Origin of the sequence: Sulfitobacter alexandrii, from assembly GCF_001886735.1 — a bacterium.
In the GTDB taxonomy this organism is placed as follows: Bacteria; Pseudomonadota; Alphaproteobacteria; order Rhodobacterales; family Rhodobacteraceae; genus Sulfitobacter; species Sulfitobacter alexandrii.
This window is the reverse complement of record NZ_CP018076.1, coordinates 3,680,229-3,696,091: the sequence shown is the minus strand read 5'-3', so window position 1 is coordinate 3,696,091 and position 15,863 is coordinate 3,680,229. Positions and strand designations below refer to the sequence as shown.

At 63.0% G+C, this 15,863-nt stretch carries 13 protein-coding genes; 4 read left to right on the top strand and 9 right to left on the bottom strand.

Annotated features, from left to right (window positions below; genetic code table 11):
- The first annotated feature begins 37 nt into the window (after positions 1-37).
- The gene (mltA, locus tag BOO69_RS18040; RefSeq protein WP_156875001.1) at positions 38-991 is read left to right on the top strand and encodes a murein transglycosylase A; all 954 of its coding nucleotides are present in this window, start codon (positions 38-40) and stop codon (positions 989-991) included.
- The gene (locus BOO69_RS18035) at positions 988-1,581 is read left to right on the top strand and encodes a Smr/MutS family protein (RefSeq protein ID WP_071973430.1); all 594 of its coding nucleotides are present in this window, start codon (positions 988-990) and stop codon (positions 1,579-1,581) included. The genes mltA and BOO69_RS18035 overlap by 4 nt, the downstream gene beginning before the upstream one ends.
- On the opposite strand, the gene BOO69_RS18030 is transcribed toward BOO69_RS18035, so the two are convergent.
- Complete coding sequence (locus BOO69_RS18030; protein ID WP_071973429.1) at positions 1,578-2,795, bottom strand: MFS transporter; 1,218 nt, start codon at positions 2,793-2,795, stop codon at positions 1,578-1,580. The two genes, BOO69_RS18035 and BOO69_RS18030, sit on opposite strands and share 4 nt — an antisense overlap.
- A gap of 48 nt (positions 2,796-2,843) precedes the next feature.
- Complete coding sequence (gene hslU, locus BOO69_RS18025) at positions 2,844-4,151, bottom strand: ATP-dependent protease ATPase subunit HslU (protein WP_071973428.1); 1,308 nt, start codon at positions 4,149-4,151, stop codon at positions 2,844-2,846.
- A 95-nt stretch (positions 4,152-4,246) separates the two neighbouring features.
- On the opposite strand from hslU, the gene BOO69_RS18020 reads away from it, so the two are divergent.
- Positions 4,247-5,410: a patatin-like phospholipase family protein gene (locus BOO69_RS18020; RefSeq protein ID WP_071973427.1), complete on the top strand. Its 1,164-nt coding sequence runs from the start codon at positions 4,247-4,249 to the stop codon at positions 5,408-5,410.
- A 3-nt stretch (positions 5,411-5,413) separates the two neighbouring features.
- On the opposite strand, the gene hslV is transcribed toward BOO69_RS18020, so the two are convergent.
- The gene (gene hslV / locus BOO69_RS18015) at positions 5,414-5,977 is read right to left on the bottom strand and encodes an ATP-dependent protease subunit HslV (protein WP_071973426.1); all 564 of its coding nucleotides are present in this window, start codon (positions 5,975-5,977) and stop codon (positions 5,414-5,416) included.
- A gap of 95 nt (positions 5,978-6,072) precedes the next feature.
- Between hslV and BOO69_RS18010 the strand changes: the two genes are divergently transcribed.
- Positions 6,073-6,978 (top strand): hypothetical protein, encoded by a 906-nt coding sequence (locus BOO69_RS18010; RefSeq protein WP_071973425.1) that lies wholly within the window; start codon positions 6,073-6,075, stop codon positions 6,976-6,978.
- A gap of 45 nt (positions 6,979-7,023) precedes the next feature.
- Here BOO69_RS18010 and trxA read toward each other — a convergent pair whose 3' ends face one another.
- From trxA to tsaE, 6 genes are read right to left on the bottom strand one after another with little or no spacing between them, the layout of a single operon-like run.
- The gene (trxA, locus tag BOO69_RS18005; RefSeq protein ID WP_071973424.1) at positions 7,024-7,344 is read right to left on the bottom strand and encodes a thioredoxin; all 321 of its coding nucleotides are present in this window, start codon (positions 7,342-7,344) and stop codon (positions 7,024-7,026) included.
- A 37-nt stretch (positions 7,345-7,381) separates the two neighbouring features.
- The gene (addA, locus tag BOO69_RS18000) at positions 7,382-10,789 is read right to left on the bottom strand and encodes a double-strand break repair helicase AddA (protein WP_071973423.1); all 3,408 of its coding nucleotides are present in this window, start codon (positions 10,787-10,789) and stop codon (positions 7,382-7,384) included.
- Positions 10,747-13,698, bottom strand: coding sequence for a double-strand break repair protein AddB (gene addB / locus BOO69_RS17995; protein ID WP_071973422.1), 2,952 nt, complete (start codon positions 13,696-13,698; stop codon positions 10,747-10,749). Before addB ends, addA begins: the two co-directional genes overlap by 43 nt.
- The gene (locus BOO69_RS17990) at positions 13,691-14,377 is read right to left on the bottom strand and encodes a nucleotidyltransferase family protein (protein WP_071973421.1); all 687 of its coding nucleotides are present in this window, start codon (positions 14,375-14,377) and stop codon (positions 13,691-13,693) included. The genes addB and BOO69_RS17990 overlap by 8 nt, the downstream gene beginning before the upstream one ends.
- Positions 14,374-15,390, bottom strand: a complete 1,017-nt coding sequence (locus BOO69_RS17985) for an aminoglycoside phosphotransferase family protein (protein ID WP_237267519.1) — start codon at positions 15,388-15,390, stop codon at positions 14,374-14,376. Before BOO69_RS17985 ends, BOO69_RS17990 begins: the two co-directional genes overlap by 4 nt.
- Entirely contained in the window at positions 15,363-15,830 is a 468-nt protein-coding gene (gene tsaE / locus BOO69_RS17980; protein WP_071973419.1) for a tRNA (adenosine(37)-N6)-threonylcarbamoyltransferase complex ATPase subunit type 1 TsaE, read from the bottom strand. The genes BOO69_RS17985 and tsaE overlap by 28 nt, the downstream gene beginning before the upstream one ends.
- Positions 15,831-15,863 lie beyond the last annotated feature (33 nt).

Sequence of the window (15,863 nt, the reverse complement as noted above, 5' to 3'; positions counted from 1 at the left end):
GACCGCCGCTTTTGCGAATGATGTCACCTATACCGTGATGGATTTCGACCAGCTCGACGGCTGGGAAAACGACGACCATGCATCCGCGTTGGAAACCTTTCTGAACACGTGCCGCGACATGGACGAGGTCGACTGGACCGCGGTTTGCAGGTTTGCCCAGACTGATCCCGATCCGCGCCAGTTCTTCGAACTCTTCTTCCGGCCCGTTTTGATCGAAGATGGCCAGGACGCCTTGTTCACGGGCTATTTCGAGCCTGAGCTTGACGGCGATCTCTACCGGTCCGACCGATTTCGCTATCCGGTTTACCAGATGCCGGACGAAGCCCTGGCGCAGAACCCCTGGCTGACCCGCCGCGAAATTCTCGATGGCGAGGTGCTCGCCGGTCGGGGCCTCGAGATCGCCTGGGTGGATGATCCCGTCGAATTGTTCTTTCTCCAGATCCAGGGGTCCGGACGCATCCGTCTGCCGGATGGGCGCTACGTTCGCGTGGGTTATCGCGGTGCAAACGGGCACCCTTACAAGTCGATCGGGGTCGAACTGGTCCGCCGCGGCGTCTATCAGCCCCATCAGGTGAGCGCACAGGTCATCAAGAACTGGGTCCGGCGCAATCCCGAGGACGGGCGCGAGCTGCTGTATCACAATCCATCTTACGTTTTCTTCCGCGAAATCAGCGAAGTCCCGGCCGACAAGGGGCCCTTGGGGGCGATGAACCGCAGCGTCACGGCAATGCGGTCCATCGCGGTCGATCCTTCCTTTGTCAAACTGGGCGCGCCGGTCTGGATCGAGAAGGACGGTGAAAAGCCGTTGCGCCGCCTGATGATCGCGCAGGATACGGGAAGTGCGATCAAGGGTGCCCAGCGGGCCGACGTGTTCTTTGGCACCGGCGACCGCGCGGGGCTGGAAGCGGGAAAGTTGCGCGATCCGGGCCGCATGATGGTGCTGATGCCGATCCAGCGCGCCTATGCGCTTCTGCCCGAAAGCGCGATATGAAACGTCCGGCACGAAAACCACGGCTGAACGACGACGACCTCGAACTGTGGCGAAGGGTCACGGACCGGACGGAAAAGCTGGACCTCAAGTCGCTGTTCACGCCGGAAATCGACCCGCCGGCCCCCGTTCCACCGGAGATCAGGAAGCCGACCGTAACGGCGATGGGCAAACCTGCACCCAAACCGCGGCGGAACACGCACGACCTCGTCCCTTCCCTTTCGGACCAGTTTCGCAGCGCCGCAGTCCAGATGGACCAGAAGTCCTTTGCACGGATGAAGCGGGGCAAGCTCAGACCCGAAGGCAGGATCGACCTTCACGGGATGACACTGGATCGGGCCCATCCCGCGCTCAACCGCTTTATCCAGTCGGCGCATCGCAGCGGAAAAAGGTTGGTTCTGGTCATTACCGGCAAAGGCAAGGCGCGCGACGACGGCGGGCCGATCCCCGTCCGCCACGGTGTGCTTCGCCATCAGGTGCCCCAGTGGCTGGCAACGCCGCCTTTGGCCGCCCTTGTCCTGCAAGTCTCTCCCGCTCACATCAGCCACGGCGGCGGCGGCGCCTACTACGTCTATCTCAGGCGCCAACGCTAGCGGCGCAGCGTGGGAAAATACCGGATGATCCCGTATGTCGCCATCCCGGCTGCGATCAGGTAGTAGAGCGAGATCGGCAGCATCTGCTCTGGAAAGCTGATGCCCAAGTCTATCAGCAGTCCCGTGATGCCGGGCCCGATTGCAGATCCAAATACCATCAATGCGGCCGCGACCGACTTGATCGATCCGATGTATCTGGTGCCATAGTACTCCGCCCAGAAGGTGGACGTGGCCGTGCTCTGCATGCCCTGCCCCAGCCCGAAAATGACCAGCCCGATGCCCGCGGCAAAGATTGTGTCCGCAAAAGCGAGAACGGCAAAGGACACGGCAAATGGCAACATCTGGATGGGCACGATCCGGCTGACGCCGAAACGGTCGATGGCCCAGCCGGAGGCAAAGGTCGCCCCCACGGAACTGAGGGTGTAGATCGGCATCAGCGCGACGAAGGCGACCAGTTCCCATCCCTTCACCTCGGTCAGGTGCACCTGCTGGAAGAACAGCGCAGTTCCCCAGGCCGCCGGACCTACGATCATCGGGATCATGAGAAAGAAAAGACCCGACTTCAGCATTTGTGCCCGGGTCCAGTGGACGCCGTTCATGCCCGCGACCTGCGCCTCGTCCGCCATGGACTGCGGCGTGCGTTCCTGCCTGAGAAGGATAAGGATGACCGGAATCGTCAGGACGATCAGACCGCCTGCAAGCACCCACAGACTGCGCCACTCCGCCACCGCGAAAAGACCGACGAACACCACCGGCAGGACGGCCTGGCCCACCGCAAACCCCATGGATGCAAGCGACAGCGCCTTGCCGCGCGAAGCCTCGAACCAGCGGACCATCGCAACCGCCCCGAGCTGGGACATCATGCCCTGCCCCGTCAGCCGCAGCGCAAAGATCACAAAGATCAGGAGAAGCCACGACGTGTTGAGCGCCATCAGAACGCAGGCCGTCGCAAGCGCCAGCATCACGCCAAGAGCCAGAACCCTCACCCGAAAGCGGTCCGTGAGAACGCCGGCCCAGATCATCGTGACGGCCGAAAGGGTCGTTCCGACGGTATAGATGCCGCCCCACTGCCCGTCGCTGAGACCGAAATCGGCCTTTATCTCGCCGGCGAAGAGGGAAATGAAGTACGTTTGCCCATACGACGAGGTAAAGGTCAGCAGAAAGCCCGCGAGGAGAAACAGCCAGTTGAGGCGCAGAAATTTCAGATAGTTCATGCCCCTTCATCGGCGGGGCATGAAAAAATGAAAAGGCCTAAAACACCTTCAGAGCACGTAGCGGCTGAGGTCGGTGGACCGGGTCAGCTCGCCAAGGTTCTCCTCGACGAAGTCGGCGTTGACCTCGATCTCTTCACCGGCCCGGTCAGGCGCATTGTAGGACAGTTCCTCGAACACCCTTTCCATCACTGTATAGAGCCGCCGGGCGCCGATGTTCTCGACCGACTGGTTCACATCCGCAGCGATCTTGGCCAGGGCGGCGATCCCTTCGGGGGTGAAGCTGACCTTGACGTCCTCGGTGCCCATGAGCGCGGTGTATTGCAGCGTCAGGGCGTTGTCGGTCTCCGTCAGGATCCGGACGAAATCCTCCTCGGTCAGGGCGCGCAGTTCGACCCGGATCGGCAGCCGCCCTTGCAGTTCGGGCAGCAGGTCGGATGGTTTGGCGATATGGAATGCGCCGGAGGCGATGAACAGGATATGGTCCGTCTTGACCGGCCCGTACTTCGTGCTGACCGTCGTGCCTTCGATCAGCGGCAGCAGGTCGCGCTGGACACCCTCGCGGCTTACGTCGCCGCCGCGGGCGTCCGACCGGGCGCAGACCTTGTCGATCTCGTCCAGAAAGACGATGCCATTCTGTTCGACCGCCTCGATGGCGTTCCGGTTCACGGTTTCGTCGTCCAGCAGCTTGTCGGCTTCTTCCCCGATGAGGATCTCGTAGCTTTGCGCGACCGTCAGGCGCTTCTTGGTCTTTCGACCGCCCATGGCCTTGCCGAACAGGTCGCCGATATTCATCATCCCCGCCCCGCCGCCGGGTTGGCCGGGTATATCCATCATCTGGAACGGGTTCGACGTGTCGGCCACTTCGAGATCGATGACCGTATCATCCAGCTCGCCGTTCTTCAGCTTCTTGCGAAACATCTCGCGGGTGCCGTCGCGGGCGTCGGTTCCGGCGATGGCGTCGATGACGCGATCCTCGGCAGCCTTGTGCGCAGCCGTCTTGACGTCCTCGCGCATGAATTCACGGGTCATCGCGATGGAGGAGTCCAGCAGGTCGCGGATGATCTGTTCCACGTCCCGCCCGACATAACCGACCTCGGTGAACTTGGTCGCTTCGACCTTGAGAAACGGCGCTCGCGCCAATCGGGCCAGCCGGCGGCTGATCTCTGTCTTGCCGACGCCCGTGGGGCCGATCATCAGGATGTTCTTGGGATAGACCTCGTCGCGCAGGTCGTCGCCCAATTGCTTGCGCCGCCAGCGATTGCGCAATGCCACCGCCACCGCGCGCTTGGCGTCTTTCTGTCCGATGATGAAGCGGTCGAGCTCGGAAACGATCTCGCGGGGAGTAAGGTCGGTCATTCTGGCTCCGTGTCTGTGTTTCGTTGACATAGGTGTTCGGCGGGGTATTGAAAACCTTCAGGAGCGCATGATTTTCGGCAGCGACGGCGAGAACGATGGCAAAGTTGACAGTATCGGACCGTTCGGGCGCCATCGACCGCCGCTGCCTTATGCTGACCGGAGCGGCGGCGCTGTTGTCGGGCTGCGCCGGCGAAAGCCGCATTCCCTATTCCGCTTCTGCCGCCGCGGTGGCGGAAGTGCCCGGGTTCGACAGGATCCGCATCGCTGCGGATGCTGACCCCGCGGCTCTCGCCGCATTCTTCCGGCCCTTGCCTCGATCACAGGGGCGTCCGAACTGGCTGGCGTTGTCGGGTGGCGGGTCCGGCGGTGCATTCGGCGCGGGTTTCCTCTTGGGGTGGGAACGGAATGGCACACGCCCGATGTTCGATCTGGTCACCGGCGTCTCGGCGGGGGCGCTGATCGCGCCTTACGCGTTTCTCGGCGTGCAAGGAGATGGGGGTTTGAAACAGATCTTCACGCCCGAAAGTCTCGAAAGCCTGGCGGGACCGCGCAATCCTCTTCGCGCCATCATGGGCCAAAGCCTCTATCCCCAGGGTGCGCTTGCCCAGATCGTTGCGACCTACGTCGACGCGACGTTGGTGGACCAGGTCGCCCAGCGACATCGCTCGGGGGCGAGGCTCCTGGTCCAGACCACGTCGCTTGACAGCGAGAGAGGCTATATCTGGGATCTTGGCCGGATTGCCGCGTCCAGCCACCCGGAACGTCTGGCGCTGTTCCGGCAGGTTCTGACCGCTTCGGCAAGCATACCCGCGGTGTTTTCCGCGCAACGGATCAAGGTCGAGGTGGGTGGCCGGCGGTTCGAAGAACTGCATGCCGACGGTGCCGTCACCAGCGAGATCCTGACGGTGCCAACCGCTGTACTGCAAACGGGTCAGGACGTTTTGCCGGGCTGGAAGCCCGCGATCTACATCATTTTCAACGAATCCCTCGACCCGCGGTTCAAGATGACAAGGGACCGTGGGGTGGAGGTCGGAGCACGCGCGCTGTCGATCCTCAGCCGCAATGCCGCAGTCGGCGACTTGACGGAGACCCTGCAATTCGCGCGGAGGCGTGGTTTGCCGCTGAAGGTCACCAGCATAAACCGAGACCTCGGTTACGACCCTCGCCGTCCCTTCGGCCCGGAATATATCGGCAAGGCACGCGCGCTCGGTACGGCCCGTGGCAGGTCGGGTTCGTGGGATACGACGCTGAAGGCGTGACGCTCAGGCGCCGTCGCCGATCGCTTCGACTGTCAGGTTGCCGTTTGTATAGACACAGATATCGGCCGCGATGGACATTGCATCGCGCGCGATCTGCTCGGCGTCGCGGTCGCTGTCGATCATTCCCCGTGCCGCGGCAAGGGCATAATTCCCGCCAGAGCCGATCGCGGCGATACCGTGTTCGGGTTCCAGCACGTCACCGGCGCCGGTAATCACCAGAAGGTCCTTGCCATCCGTGACGATCAGCATCGCCTCGAGCTTTTGAAGGTATTTGTCGGTACGCCAGTCCTTGGCGAGTTCCACGCTGGCGCGCTGCAGTTGGCCGGGGGTCGCTTCGAGCTTGGCTTCGAGCCTTTCCAGAAGGGCAAAAGCGTCAGCGGTCGACCCGGCAAAGCCCGCGACCACCTCGAACCCGCCGGGCGACAGGCGTCGGACCTTGCGCGCCGTACCTTTGATCACGGTCTGGCCCAGGCTGACCTGGCCGTCACCGGCCACGACCACCTTGCCATTCTTGCGGACACCGATGATCGTTGTGCCGTGCCATCCGGGAAATGAGTCTTCTGCCATGTTCTTTTGTCCTGCGCGTTGCCTGTGGTGTATATGGCCCCCATAAAACGGGCAGACAAGAGGCTGCCGGGTCTTGGGCAAGGCAGTAAACGAAAATGACCGACAGCAGAACACTGGAGATCCGGCTCGAAGCACCATTGCTTCGCAGTGCAAGGGCGGGCGAACACAATTTTATCAATCTCGTGATCAAAGTGGCCGAAAACGCCCGGTTCAGGGTCGAATCTCGTGACATTTCGGAACAGCCCGACGCTGGGGAACGGTTCACGCTGACTCACATGGCGCCGCCGCCCGACCGGCGCGGCCTGGTGTTCAGGCGGGTATATCAATACCCGTTCTGGCAGATAGAGGCGACCGCGGAACGCTGGAACTGGGACGTCGCGCAAGCCGCGTTCGATCCGTCTATCCATGCGCCGGATGCCGTGCGGTTCCACCGGTTCTGGGGGAGGCGCCAGTTCGGCAAGGGCCCGCAGCAGGCCAGGGGGACGGGCTATGTGTACGTACCCCTTCAGGGACGTCTGACCCGCCGACGCTCGTTTCAGGCCTGTTCACCGCTGGACATGATCGGGCACTGCCTGCGCTACGACACCCAAAGGAACGTCGTGGCAACGCTGCATCCCAAGGAGGAGTACACGAAAGACGAGCTGTCAGCTCTGCAAAGCATGGAGCGTGCCCACCCCCGGCTCACTGTAGCGCGGGGCGAGATGGAAACGCACCTGCGGGATTGCGATTACGTGGTCACGCAGAACTCAAGCGCGGCCTTCTTTGGATATTTCTTCCGCAAACCCGCCTTGCTGTTCGCCCGGATCGATTTTCACCACATCGCCATCCGGGCGGAAATGGACAGGCTCGAGGAGTGCTTCGCACAAGTTGCCACGCATCGGCCTGATTTCGTGAAATACGTTTGGTGGTTCTGGCAAGAGCAATCGATAAACGCTGGCCGGGATGACGCCGCAGAAAGGATCGCCGCGCGATTCCGACGTTTCGGTTGGCCAATGCAATAGGGGCGCCCGAAAGGACGCCCCTGCAAACTTGCCATTCGCGTTGGGTCAGATGGAGTCTTCGATCCAGCTTTGCAGTGCCGCCTTGGGACGGGCGCCCGCAATGTTCGACACGACTTCGCCGTCCTTGAAGATGAACAGCGCGGGAATGCCCCGTACACCCATCTGAGCGGGTGAGTTCGGGTTCGAATCCACGTCCACCTTCACGATCTTGACCTTGCCGTCCATCTCGGACGACAGTTCTTCCAGCGCCGGTCCGATCTGCTTGCAAGGGCCGCACCATTCAGCCCAGAAATCCACCACGACCGGGATGGGCGAGTTTTTTACTTCGGCGTCGAATGTATCGTCTGTGACCGCGACGGTTGCCATGCTGCTCTCCTGACAGGAATTCGTTTGAGTTCTGAACCTATGAACGCGGACCCTGCGCGTCAAGATAGGGCGAGCGGTCGAGGGCGGATAACACGATATCGTGCGGCAGGTGCATCAGGGTCCTTGTGGCGGTCCACAGCACGGCCGTATGAATCTCGCGATCCGGATACACCGCAGACAGCATTCGGTGATAGGCGCCCATCTGCTGAAGGATACCCTCAGGGCAGTTGTCGATACTGTCCGGAACGACGCGGTTCGTCTTGAAATCCACCACGAGCGCCCGGCCCGGCGACAATACCAGACGGTCGATGATCCCGTTGAAACGGGCGTCGCCGACGGGGGCGGTCAACTGCACCTCGGAAAGTGTCCCGGCGGCGAAGATCGGGGCAAGCGCCGGCTCTTGCAGGACCGCCAGTGCCTCGGCCAGGGCGGCCTGATGCATGTCGGGGTCGATGCTGCGGCTGACCATCCTCGTTGCGGCCGTGGTCCGTGTTTCAGATGGCAGGTCCGCCAGCGTCTCGAGCATCTGGTGCACCATAACGCCGTATGACAACGCCTCGTTCATGTCGGCGCCCGCTTCGCCGGGAAGCGCCTTGGCCCCACCAAGATCAGAAGGCGACCAGACAAGCGCGGGATGGGAAAACGTGTCGATACCGCGCGCCAGCGCCGGATCCAGCGGGGGAAGGTCATCGCCGGGATCCGGCACGGAAAGAGGCTCCGAGCCATCCCAGTTCCCTTCCTGGAACCTGAGCGTGCCGGCGTCATCCACGGGTACGGCGTTGATGTGACCCAGCGCCCCTTCGACGATCTGGTACCAGCTCGACCCGTCCTTCGGCAGATCCCCGGCCGCCGCTACGATCAGCCATTTCTCTGCACGGGTCATCGCAACGTAAAGAAGCCGCAGTCGTTCATCGAACTGGGCGCTCTTCATCCCTTCGATGGCCTGCTGGACCTGGTCCGGCATCTCGGCGGAAACCGGTTTCCAGACCGGCACGCCCTCAAGGGGAATGATCTCGTCCTTGATCGTGATGGGCCGCTGGCCGGTGTCCGGCAGAATGACGATCGGCGCTTCCAGACCTTTCGAGCCATGGACCGTCATCACCCTGATCTGGTTCGATGCTGAATCGATCTGCCGCTTGATTTCCAGGTCATCGGTCTGCATCCATTCGATGAAACCCGTGAGGCTCGGAATCTCGTTCCGCTCGTAGGCCAATGCCTGCGTCAGCATGGCGTTGATGCCGTCTTCGGCTTCCGGCCCCAACCGGGACAGCAGGCGCTTGCGCCCATCATGGCGCGTCAGAATCCTCTCGATGAGGTCATAAGGTCGAAGAAAGTCGATCTGTGCCCGCAGGTCGCGCAGGATGGCGACCGTTTCGCCGTGATCGGCCGTCCGGCCCCGCAAAGCCTGCCAGAGGCTGGGTTCGCTGCGGCGATGGGCCAGGTCGAACAGCGCCTGTTCCGACCAGCCGAAAAGCGGCGACTTGAGCGCGGTGGCAAGCGACAGGTCGTCGTCGGGCGTTGCCAGAAAGGAAAGAAGCGCGCCGAGATCCTTTACCGCGAGTTCCGCGCCGACCTTGAGCCGGTCAGCCCCGGCGATGGCAAGTCCCTTGGCCTTGCAGGCGCGGATGATCTCGGAAAACAGGGCCGAGCGGCGTTGCACCAGAACAAGGAAATCACCGGGCTGGATACGGCGGCGAAAATACCGCCCGTTCCTGTCGTCCGGGATGTAATGTTCGTTGCGGGTCAGCAGGCTGATCCGATCCGCGATCTTCTCTGCCAACACGACAGTGTGATGGCGCGCACTTCGCCGGTCCAGCGGATCGGTCCACGGCCGATCCTCGTCTGGCTCGGCCTTTTCGACCAACGGCCAGAGGTCGACGCGCCCCGGCAACGCGTCCTTGAAGGCCAGATGCGCGGTCGGATCTTCGAAGCCCTCCGTCTGCCTCGGGTCGAAAGCCGTGTCTACGAGACGCAGGATGGCGCTCGAAGACCGGAAGGAATAGTCGAGACTGCGGCGCTGAAAGGTCTTCCCGGCCGACTCGAATGCAGCTTCGAAACTTGTTGCCTTGCTGTCGAATTCGCGGGGATCGGCGCCTTGGAACGAATAAATCGACTGTTTCTTGTCGCCCACCACGAACAGCGTCCGATCCTCGTTTGGCCGGGCGCCCTGGCCGCTGTTGAATTCGTCCGCCAGTTTCTCGATCACGTCCCATTGGCGGGGGGAGGTATCCTGCGCCTCGTCCACCAGAATATGGTCGATGCCGCCGTCGATCCGGTACAGGACCCACGCCGCCACCGCCGGATCGTGCAACAGGGCACGCGCCTTGTCGATCAGATCGTCGAAGTCAAGCCAGCCGCGACGCTGTTTCGCGTTTTCGTAGCGGCGCAGGAATTCCCGCGCAAATCGGTGCAGCACGGCGGATCGCTCGGCCAGTTCCAGTGCAAGCCGAGCCGGGCGGGCGGCCTCGACGCGTTTCATCAGATCGTTCAGCGCCGGAATCTGCGCGGCGATGACCGCCTGCGTGGGTTTGGTCGGGAAGCTGCCGATTTTTGCCGTGAACGGTGACTGGCCGCTCTTGGTCAGGAACACGCCTTCCAGCGCGGGCAGCGCGGTAACGTCAAACCGTTCGACGGTCCGCAGGATTTCACCTGCCTTTCTGTCGTTTCCCTCCTTTTCCAAAAGGTGCGGGACAATGTCTTCTATCAGGGCTTCTTCGCCACCGAGAAAGACCAGCGATTTGACCCTGTCCCAAGACAAGTCAGGGGATTGGTTCAGCAAGGTCAGCAACCTTTCCTTGCCGATATCCTGGTCGAACTGGTCGCGCAGGCCGACGATCCGTCGGGTCAGCCCGGCGAAATCCTCGCCGGTATAGAACCGGGCCACCTGCGAGATATGATCGGCACCGCTGTCGGACGCCATCTGGTCCACGATCTCCGCCCGCAGCAGATCGGCGGCGCGATCCTCCACTTCCTTGAACTGCGGGCTGACCCCGGCTTCGAGCGGAAACCGCCTCAGCAGGGACGCACAGAAGGAGTGGATCGTCTGGATCTTCAGGCCACCCGGCGCTTCGATGGCGAGCGCGAATAGGGTGCGGGCCGTGCGCAGATTCTCGGGCGACAGGGTCGCTTCCATGCCCAACTGCGCCATCGCCTGTCGCAGGTCGTCGTCCTTGAGCATGGCCCATTCACCCAGCCGCCGGAAGAGACGGTTCTGCATCTCCGACGCGGCGGCTTTGGTATAGGTCAGGCAAAGGATCTTGTCCGGCTGGACACCGGTGAGCAAGAGCCGCGCGACCCGGTCTGTCAGCACGCGCGTCTTGCCTGACCCCGCATTGGCCGCCAGCCAGGTAGAGGCATCGGGACGGGCCGCGTCGATCTGGGCGCGCGTGGCGTCGTCGAAAATCACGTCAGGTCCTCCGGTGTCGATGCGGTGGTTCCGTCCCATTCGCCGAAGCGGGCCAATTGATCGTAGTCTCCCGGCGCTTCCTCGGTCTTGACGAGCCGCCGTGCCGTAAAGCCCTGGTTAGGGTCGAAATAGTGCCGGACCAGCGAGCGGAGGCCGGCCATCACGACAGATGGCGGTTCGTCTTCCAGCGGTGCGGGGACTTCCTGCGGCTTGCTGCCCAACCCGATAAAGGCGGCATGGGCGACCGGTCTCGCCCCGACATCGGCAAAGCCGCCCTCCTCTACCATCGCTGCCTCTATCAGAAGCTGCTTGTCGAAGTAGGTCTGTTCTTTCGCGCTGGGTGGGCTGCCGGTCTTGTAGTCATAGATCAGCGCCTCACCGCTCTCATTACGGTCGATCCGGTCGGCATATCCGGTCAGCGTAAAGCCCAGGTCCTCGAACTTGTACGACCCGACCGTCTCGAAACTGGCGGGAACCGCATGGGCCTGACGCAGACGCTCCTGCGCGATGAACCAGTCGGCAACCCGTTCGATGCGCGCAAGCCACATTACGCGGGCCGCGGGCCACGGCGCGGCTTTCTCCAGGACCGTGCGGGAGGTTTCAAGCAACACCGCCTTCGTCAGCCGGACGGGGTCGGCGCGCACTTCGGAAATGAAACGCTCCATGATTTCGTGAAGCACGATCCCACGCACCGGCGCATCGGGCGATTGCACCAGCGGGTTGATCGGGCGCAGCCGCAACGTGTGTTTCGCGTAGATGGCGTAAGGGTCGCGAATGAGCCGCTTTATCTCCGTAACCGAAAGGGCTCTCGGTCGGGCAGCGATCGGTGGCCGGGGCGACGGGCGTACCGCAGGCGGCACCCGATCAATCCTTTCGAGGGCGTTGACCTGAGCGAGCCAGTGTTTTCCGCGGCTGCGCATCTCGTTCCAGGCGTCCGGGCCTCCCTGTTCCGGCAGGCCGCAAAGCAGGTTTTCCAAGCGGTTCAGCCAGCGTGATGGCACGGTTTCCGCTTCGTCCGATCGGATCGACCTGCTGAGCCAGACTTCCGGTGCGGCGATGGCCTGCTGATAGTCATGCGCGGACAGGCCGATGCGCCGTTCCGGCAACAGCAACCCGGCCTGCAGGCGCATCTGGCGGTTCAGCCATGGATCCGGCGGCGGCGATTCCGGCCAGCTTCCATCGTTCAGCCCACCCAGGATCACGAGGTCGGCGCCCTGTACCCGCGCTTCCAACGTCCCCCAGATCATCACGTCGGGATGCGGGCCTTCGAGATCCCTCACCTCCTGCTCCGACAGGAGTGCGGAAAGGAGATCGGCGTAGTCACGTGCCGAAAGCGCGCCGCCATGGCTGGCCTCTGTCGTGAGCGTTTCCATCAGCGCAAGTGCCGTTCGGCCCGATGCCTGCTTCCACAATTCCGACGCTTTGCCGGAGGACCGACCTGCAGCGATCCGCTCGGCCAGGGCAAGATGTCCTTCGGTCCAGCAGGAGAGGCTCCGCTCGTCTCCGATTTCCATGTCGCAGAAGGTATCGGCGACCCAGTTCGCCCAGTCGATGAATTCGTCCGGTTCAGCCATCCGGCCCGCGATCTTGTTGGCAATCGAAAACAGTCCCGCCGGATCTGGATACGGCAGGCCATCGCGGCGAATTTGCATCTCCAGACGCTGGGTATGGAGCTGGTGGGTGTTCCTGTCTGCCGCGCTGTGGGTCAACGGATGTTTCAACAGCGTCAGAAGCGCGGCTGCATCCAGTTTTCGACCGAAGAGGTCCGCGACATGGCGCAGGAAGCGGCCGGGGGGTGACAGCTGCAATGGCGTTCCGGCGCTGTCGTCAGGCAGGATGTTCCAGCGATCCAGTGCCGATGTCACCTGTCGGGTCAGCATCCGGTCCGGCGTAATCAGGGCAGCGGTTTTGCCCTCTTCGACCGCGACGCGCAGACGGGCGGCGATGGCCTGCGCCTCGATCCTCGGCGTCGGCGCCTCCAACAGGGTCATCCTCGCTGTCGGCTCCCGCAGGTCGCCCAGCGTCGGCCCCTCGGTCAACCAGGCGTGCGTCACGGGTGCCGGGCGCAGGGAAAGGGAAATCAGCGCGTTTCGGGCGCTGCTGGAGGGAGCGGTATCGCACCAGGGACGGATCTGCGCGCTGGGCAGGTCCAGCGCCCGCATGAGCGCCCTGAACCGGTACTGAGGATGATCCTCGGCCATGGTCTCGTCGTCCAGATCCTGCCAGACTCCGGTCGGCATTTCGAAATCGTAACCCGGCAGCACGACGGCCCCCTGCGGCAGGTGCGCGATCGCCTGCATCAACATGGCCGTGGTCCCCCTTGACCCCGTGGACCCCGCGAGCAGCACCGGATGGTCAGGCGGGCTTTCCTGCCAGTTTCTGACCAGATCGGTGACGATCCTGCGCTGTCGCGTCTCCACATCGGGCGTCGATACGGTTTGGTCGAGGTACTGCTGCGCCAGTGCGATGAACTGCTGCGCACGGCCCCAATGCCCCGATTGGTCACTGACATCGAGCGCTGCAATATCATCGGCCGTCACCCCTTCGCCCTGCATTTCGTCCATCAGGGCTGCCAGGCTGTTGGCGAGATCGTAAAGCGAGCTTCGCGGCGCGAGGCTTGGGTCGGCGTCGAGCAGACCGGAAACAAGCTTCGTCAGTTCGAGCCGCTTTCGCAGGGGTGAAATGGCCTCGGGGATCATGTGGCCCGGCAGGAGATGACCCAGTTCGGTGACCAGCGAAATGCGCGGCATGAAGCCCGGCGGCCCGGCATCGAACACCTGTCGCAGCCGATGCCTGGTGCGCTGGCTGTTGACGATGAGGACGGTCCTCGCAATCGTCTCGGGCGGTTGACCGGCCAGACGGTCCCGCATGCCGGCCACAAGCCCTGCCGGAAAATCGACCCCGGGTGCCAATCCGAAGACGCGTGGCCTGTCCGTCGGTTCAAACATGGGGGTTCGCCAGCATGTCCTCGGCCACCCCGATGCCGGCCGGATGACCGACGTCGCACCACAGGCCGGGGTACCTCAGACCATAGAGGCGGTTTCGTTGACCCATCCGGTCCCACAGGACGTTCAGCGAGAATGCACGGTCGGGAATCCCGGAAAGCAGCGCCGTCTTGATGATCTGCACCCCACCATAGAGCAGTCCGGGCCCCCGCGTCAGCCGCCCGTCGGGGTCCATGGTGAAATCTCCCTTGCCGTCGTATCCCTTGGCCTGGGCCAGAGGTATCGCGATCAGCAGCGCATCCATCAGATCGGGGTTCCAGGCATCGCGCAAAAGATCGATTGGATTAGGCCCCGACCAGACGGCATCCGTGTTCATCGTCACGACGGTATCCTGCCCCAGCACATCGCGCGCGTTGCGCAGGCCGCCACCGGTATCCAGTATGTCTGGCCATTCGGTCAGCAGGATGACGTCGCTTTCCGCAAGGTGCTGCTGAAGCTGGTCGGCCCGGTAATGCAGGTTGGCGACGATAGGCGCACAGCCGGCAGACCGTCCCAACGCCAGCGCGTGATCGATCAGCGGCTTTCCCGCTACTTCGATCAGTGGCTTCGGCAGCGTGTCGGTGAGCGGCTTCATCCGGGTGCCGAAACCGGCGGCGAACAACATGAGGGGCAGGCTGGTCATCTGGCTTTCAACTGCTCCAGAAACGCGCGTGTGGGTGCCGGCACGTCTGCGAGTACCTCGGCCAGAGGCTTGAGTTCAGGGTGCGCGAGGTTGCGTTGAACATAGTTCCAGACCCGCGGTACAAGATCAACATAAGAGGCTTTGCCGTCCCGCTTCGCCAGCCGGGCGAAGATGCCGAGGATGCGCAGGTTCCGCTGCACGCCCAGAACCGCATAATCCCGTCTGAAGGTGGTCGGATCAACCGGTACGCGGTCCAGGTAATATGCCAGCATATCCGTCTCTAATTCGGTCGAAACGTCTCGTCTGGCGTCCTGCAGGATGGATACGAGGTCGTACGCACGGTGCCCCGCCAGCGCATCCTGAAAATCCAGAAGGCCTACGCGGGCGACGCCCGTTCTTTCGGGTAGCCACAGAAGGTTCTGTGCGTGATAGTCCCGCAGGATCGTCACGTGCGGGGCCGCTGCGACGGCCTGTGCCAACGGGTCGAACACGGCTTTGAATGCAGTGCGCAGACCGCTGGTGTCCTTCGGCAAGTACCATTCGAACAGGGGTTCCGTCATGTCCGACAGCCATTGGGCATCGCAGGCCGCGAGCGGCATGGGTTCGCACCCGTGAAGCGAGATCAGCACATCCACGGCGGCCCGGTACAGAGACGTTTCCCGGGCCGGATCGGCCTGCATCAGCCGCGCGAAGAGATCGTCGCCAAGGTCTTCGAGCAGCAGGAATCCGGACCGTTCCTCGACGGCAAGGATTTCCGGCGCGCTCAGCCCGTTCTGCCGCAGATGCATTGCGATCCGGACAAAGGGCCGGACGTCTTCGCCGGTATCAGGTGGCGCGTCCATCAGGATGGCGGTGGTCCCGTCGGCGCGCAGCAGACGATCGTATGATCTGTTCGAGGCGTCACCGGCGATCCGGGTGCGGGCCGCGTCCGCCCAGCCATTTTCCGCCAGAAAGTTGTCGGCCAGCGCGGCGCGCGCACCTTCCGTCACCATGCCATGACCCTTTCCGTCCATCCGTCGTCCTGCCACGTGGCGACGACGCTTCGACTATCGGGCAGCTGGCCTTGCGAAAATGTCAGCGAAAGGGCCGAAGACGGTGCAAGTTCTCCCAGACGATCGGGCCATTCCACGAGGCAGATTGCGGTTTCGAAAGCGTCGATCAACCCCAATTCCTCGACCTCCTGCACCGAAGCGAGGCGGTAGAGATCCGCATGCCAGAGCTCCGCATCCCCGGTGTCGTACGTCTGCACGAGCGTGAAAGTCGGCGAAGGCACATCCTCGGGCAGGGTCAGCAGGGACTGGATCGCAGACCGCGCGAAATGCGTCTTTCCAGCACCTACATCGCCGCTCAGGAGGATTACGTCACCCCGACGCAGGACCTGCGCCAGCAGCGCGGCCTGACGGGCGGTTTGTTCCGCATCGGCGAAGGTGAAGCTGCGGGATCGGGTGGTCATGGCTCATGCATAGCCAAGGTGAGGTCGGCTGCA